We start from the raw sequence: 5,156 nt of genomic DNA, 5'->3' as shown, positions 1-5,156 counted from the left end.
CTTTATAGGCAGTTGCTGATTGAGGATCACCAGATGGTGGAGATACAAAGTGGCTGATTGGTTCAGCTGCTCCCCAGAACACTAAACCAATTCCCATACCAGCACTAAATAACATCGCAAACCATGAAATTGTATTAAATTCGGGTTTATCTTCTGGTTTACCCAATTTTAATTTTCCGATTGGACTAAATATCAAGAAGACACAGAAGAATATCATTAACGCAACAATAACCATATAATACCAACCAAAGTATTCAGTAATCCAACCAGTAATATTTGTCCCTATTTCATTAAACTGATTTGGAAATATTGCACCTAACAATACGACGATTGCGGTAATAATAATACTATAAGTAAAAACAGAAGAGAATTTTTTCCCATTAGCATTATTTTGTTTATTTTCCAAAATGAAAACCTCCTATTTTAAGTATTACAATATAAAAAGTAATGAATTGCTTTTTATAATATACAAATTATTATAAATTAAATTGGAGTGAAATCCTAGGTATCTTATGAAGAATAGGATATTAATTACTGTGTTGTTTATAGTGTTTTACTGCTCTGTAATTCATATAAAAACAAAGTACTTTTATTTAATATATTTCAAATTATCGGAAATGATACGCTAAAGAATAAATCTAAGTATACAGAGCTACTATTGTTTTTCATTTTTATTGAATTCTTTAAACTTTAAATAATTTATAGTAAGATTTTTGGTTACTATTGTAATATGTTACTAATATTGCAAATGAATAAAAGTTATAATTTTTTATAATCATCTGATGTAAGTTCATCATGCAAATCATTCATCGAATCTTCGTCACTGGATGTAGATACTTCTTCTATTGTGTCATCTTTAACAAGTCTATTGTTTTCTAAATTATAATTTTTATATCCTTTATAATTATAATATACATCAGGATCATTATATTCACTCGTTCTAGTCACTTTCACTGCTGTAATCAATGTAATTTTTGTTGGTTCAATTTTAGAAGCAGGTGAAACCTTTTCACCCTCTTCTTTGTCATCATCAAAGTAATCATCACTTGATACATCATAATCAACTTTATAGTAATTATCTATGTTTTCAGTCTTATATTTAGTGTATTTACTACTATTATATTCATCTTTAATAAGTTTATTATTTCTATCAAGCGTCTCAGAAATATTTTCAAGTTTATTTAGTTCGGGCAGGTCATTAGCTTCTATTGTATAAGTTTTCTTACCTTTAAATGAGCTTGAACCATTATTATTTATATCATCTATTAAATCTTGCGGAATAGTCAATTTGATACTATCACCATTTTTCAAATTACCATTATTAGGAACTGTAAATTCATAATTTGAGAGAGATAAATTAGACAAGTTTTTAGGAGCGTCTTTAGTTATTAAATTAAGTGATCCAGAACCATTCACGCCGGTAAATTTAGGATTGAAACCTTCAATCAAATCTTTTGCAGATAATTCTTTAGGTTTCTTTAAACCATGCACTTTAAATTCTTTTGTAAACTCTTTTGCTTTTAATTTAAATTCTTTAGATGTCCCTTTTTCGAGTTTTAATTGTACTTTAACTTTATCTCCATTTGATAAATTTTCATTATTGTAAATATTAAAATTGACATTATCCATGATTTTAGAAGCATGTCTCATTTGCTGAAGTTCATCATAATTTAGATTTTCTTCTTCTATATCTTCATCCTCATTGTTCTCTATCATTCTTATAATTTCTTTATTTTTAAAATTAGATTGCTTTAATGCACGTATGTAAAGTTTATTCATTACTTTATCATAAGATTTATCTGTAATCTCAGCAGTGCCAGATTTTTCATAACCATGGAAAGAGACTTGTACATCATCTTCTACATTTATTTTATGATTTTTAACAAATAAGGTAATTACTAAAATAATGCCAAGTAATAGAACGGTGCCGCCTATTAAATACCATTTAAATTTTTTCAGAAATGTTTTTAATTTTTCCATATGAACAATCCCCTTTTACAAATTATGTAATTAAAAAGTTATTAATATTAACTTAACACAAAATAACGTTGCAATATATATAAAATTAAAATAATATTGTTTATGTGTATATTTTTTAATTTTAAAAGGAGGAGATTATTTTGAAAAAAGGGTTAATACTAGTTTTAGTTCTTAGCGTTAGTTTGTTACTAACTGCTTGTGGAAATGCAGAAGATAAGGCACAAGGTGAATGGGTGTATAAAGAAGATGATGGAGAAAAGGTTACAATGGAAATAGAAGATAGTAATGCTGAGATAACTTATATGGGATTAACAATGAAAGGTGAAATTGAGAAAGTGGAAAAGGACAACTTTTCATTGAAATTAGAAGGTGATGACAGTACTGTGAAGTTTAAAGTAAAAGGTAAAGAATTAAAAGATGAAGATGGTAACACTTGGAAGAAAAAAAATTGATAGGATAAATTGTTCAACATAATTTAACTTATCGGAAGTAGATATGCTTACACTTTCACAAATGATATAATAACAGAGTCGTCTTAACTTCCGGCGATATATTCGACGGAAGGAGGTGAGACCAGTGGAACTGCTTTTTGTTAGTATAATTGCACCTGTTGTTTCAGGATGCATAATTGCGGGTTTTACGTTTTGGCTAAACAGCCGCAATAAATAATAAGGCGACATAGCCCACCAAAAAGAACCCCCAACCTACTGGAATAGGTTGGGGGTTCGGTGTTCCAATGGAACTACTTTTTGTTAAATACATTATAACATCATAGCAGGTGGGAATGCAAAGTGATATATACGATATTAGTTACAAGGTATCGTTTTAATATTTTCGATACTAATTGTAAAGAATTTAAAGGGTAAATTATGAATGTTATATATTGAGAGTTTATACTTTATCTTTATTTTTTGAGTAATTAGATTTTAAAAATGTAGTTAGATGCTTATATTTTCTTGGATGGCTTCTAAACAGATATTTAACCATTTATAAAATAGATTGTCATTGGAACGTGCATTAAATTTAGAATAAATAATACAAAAATCAAAATTTATGAAACCAAATTTTTGATGACTTCATTAAGCTTCGTATCAATATACTTATCTTTATGTATGACTAAATAGAAATAGCGTGTGATGTCTAAGTTTGTTACTTCTAGTTTTTCTAAATCATACGGCGTTAATGTGGATTTAGAAACAATAGAAAAGCCGTTACCAGCATGGACCATATTTTTAATTAGATTTGTATTATTAATTTCTACTAAATAGGATGATGAAGTCATTTGTGATAATGCATTTTCTTGGTAAACGCGTGTACCTGATCCACGTTCTCTGATAAAGCATATTGCTTTATTTGGAGATGATGATTTTTTACGAATTAATACTATTTCATCTTGAGCAATACGTCTACTGTATATGATATTGCTTTGAACCTCTTTTTCGATTATACCTAAATCGATAATGTTATTCTTAATATGTTGTAATACTGTATCAGAATTATTTAATTGCACATGAATATATAATTCAGGATATTTTTTTGCTAAATCAGTAAGATGTTGTGACAATCGATATTCGCCATACGTGTAACTACTCCCTACCGTTAAATCTCCCGAAATCGTATCAGGCTGCATTTTCAAATCGTGTCTTAAGGTTTGTTCTAAATGCTCACGCTGTAAAGCATATTGAAATAGTTTCTCCCCATCACTCGTTAAAGACATTTTAGAATGTCTAAATTCGAAAATTTTTACATCGTATTCCAGTTCTAATCGTTTAATATCACGACTTATTGATGGCTGTGAAGTATATAAATTTTCTGCAGCCTTAGTAAAGCTTTGCGTTTTAACTACTTCAGTTAGAACTTTTAATGAATCCATTAACTAGGCCTCCTGACATTTGAGCCCCTCTATTATAACAAAATTGTTATGAGTAATATACTTAATATTTATTTCACGTTATAACTTTGCGGTGCTAAGCTTTTGATAAAGGAGGAGTTAAAAAATGAAGACCTTAAAAAGTAAAGCCTTTATTTATGGTTTATTATTCACATTTATCATCGCAGTTATAAGTTTATTAGGCTCAAAGTTACCATTTTTAGATAAGATAGGTGCTTTAACAATTGCTATACTGATTGCGATTCTATATAGACATTTTAAGGGTTACCCTGAAGCATATCGTTCAGGCATCGCATTTTCATCTAAACGGTTACTGAAATTAGCTATTATATTATATGGATTAAAGTTAAATATTTATGATGTGATTGGAAAAGGTAGCGGTTTGTTATTAATCGATATTGGAGTCATCCTTTTTAGTATCGGGTTAATGTTGTTACTAAATAAATACATTAAAGGGGATAAACACCTCACGCTATTATTAGGTATTGGCACTGGGGTATGTGGCGCGGCGGCTATTGCAGCAATATCTCCAATAATAAAGTCCAGAGAAAAAGATTCTGCGATTAGTATCGGGATTGTCGCACTTATTGGCACTATATTTTCACTTGCATATACTGTGATATATTCTGTTTTTACAATATCTCCTGAAGTATTTGGGGTCTGGTCAGGCACAAGTTTACATGAAATTGCACATGTAATTCTTGCTGCGGATTTCTCAGGTCAAGCAGCTTTGAGTATTGGATTGTTAGGAAAACTGGGACGTGTGTTTTTATTAATACCTTTGAGTATTATTTTAATTCTAATTATGAGATTTAAATCACAGGGCGAGACCGAAAAAAAACGTATTGATGTACCTTACTTTTTACTTGGTTTTGTCATGATGGCACTGTTCCATACTTATGTGCCATTGCCACACATGGTTATGCAAATTATCGATAATGTCACGACTATATGCTTATTGATGGCAATGGTTGCATTAGGGTTAAATGTTTCCTTTAAAGACTTAAAAGATCGTGCTTTCAAACCATTAATAGTTGTCACTGTTGTATCTATTTGTTTATCGGTTGTAACATTTATCGTCGCGAAATGCTTTTACGGTTAAATTATAATAAAAGAAATTGATATAAATATCTATATAAAGTTGAAAAAAGTCTTCAATAATTCAATTTCTCAAATCTTTGGGTGTAGATTTTGAGGGATTGAATTATGAATCTAATGTTTTTCATTTATCTTATTGGTTCTGTTGCAAAGTTGAATTTATAGTATAATTTTAACAAAAAGGAGT

6 protein-coding genes are annotated in these 5,156 nt (G+C 29.4%); 3 read left to right on the top strand and 3 right to left on the bottom strand.

Annotation, left to right across the window (positions count from 1 at the left end; genetic code table 11):
* Nucleotides 1-409, bottom strand: a 409-nt coding sequence (locus CD032_RS13490) for a BCCT family transporter (RefSeq protein ID WP_438829912.1), incomplete at its 3' end; no start/stop codon positions are given.
* A gap of 350 nt (nt 410-759) precedes the next feature.
* Nucleotides 760-1,980: a hypothetical protein gene (locus CD032_RS09665; protein WP_103211454.1), complete on the bottom strand. Its 1,221-nt coding sequence runs from the start codon at nt 1,978-1,980 to the stop codon at nt 760-762.
* Nucleotides 1,981-2,120: 140 nt separating this feature from the next.
* On the opposite strand from CD032_RS09665, the gene CD032_RS09660 reads away from it, so the two are divergent.
* Both CD032_RS09660 and CD032_RS12955 read left to right on the top strand, forming a co-directional pair.
* Nucleotides 2,121-2,432: a hypothetical protein gene (locus tag CD032_RS09660; RefSeq protein ID WP_011867767.1), complete on the top strand. Its 312-nt coding sequence runs from the start codon at nt 2,121-2,123 to the stop codon at nt 2,430-2,432.
* A 115-nt stretch (nt 2,433-2,547) separates the two neighbouring features.
* Nucleotides 2,548-2,649: a type I toxin-antitoxin system Fst family toxin gene (locus CD032_RS12955; RefSeq protein ID WP_307724321.1), complete on the top strand. Its 102-nt coding sequence runs from the start codon at nt 2,548-2,550 to the stop codon at nt 2,647-2,649.
* 382 nt (nt 2,650-3,031) lie between these two features.
* Here CD032_RS12955 and CD032_RS09655 read toward each other — a convergent pair whose 3' ends face one another.
* Nucleotides 3,032-3,853, bottom strand: coding sequence for a LysR family transcriptional regulator (locus tag CD032_RS09655; protein ID WP_019467637.1), 822 nt, complete (start codon nt 3,851-3,853; stop codon nt 3,032-3,034).
* Between the two features lie 124 nt (nt 3,854-3,977).
* Here CD032_RS09655 and CD032_RS09650 point away from each other — a divergent pair, with 124 nt between their 5' ends.
* Nucleotides 3,978-4,973: a YeiH family protein gene (locus CD032_RS09650; protein ID WP_103211453.1), complete on the top strand. Its 996-nt coding sequence runs from the start codon at nt 3,978-3,980 to the stop codon at nt 4,971-4,973.
* Nucleotides 4,974-5,156 lie beyond the last annotated feature (183 nt).

The sequence above is a fragment of the Staphylococcus cohnii subsp. cohnii genome, from assembly GCF_002902365.1.
Taxonomy (GTDB): Bacteria; Bacillota; Bacilli; order Staphylococcales; family Staphylococcaceae; genus Staphylococcus; species Staphylococcus cohnii.
This window is presented reverse-complemented; position numbering and strand designations above follow the sequence as displayed.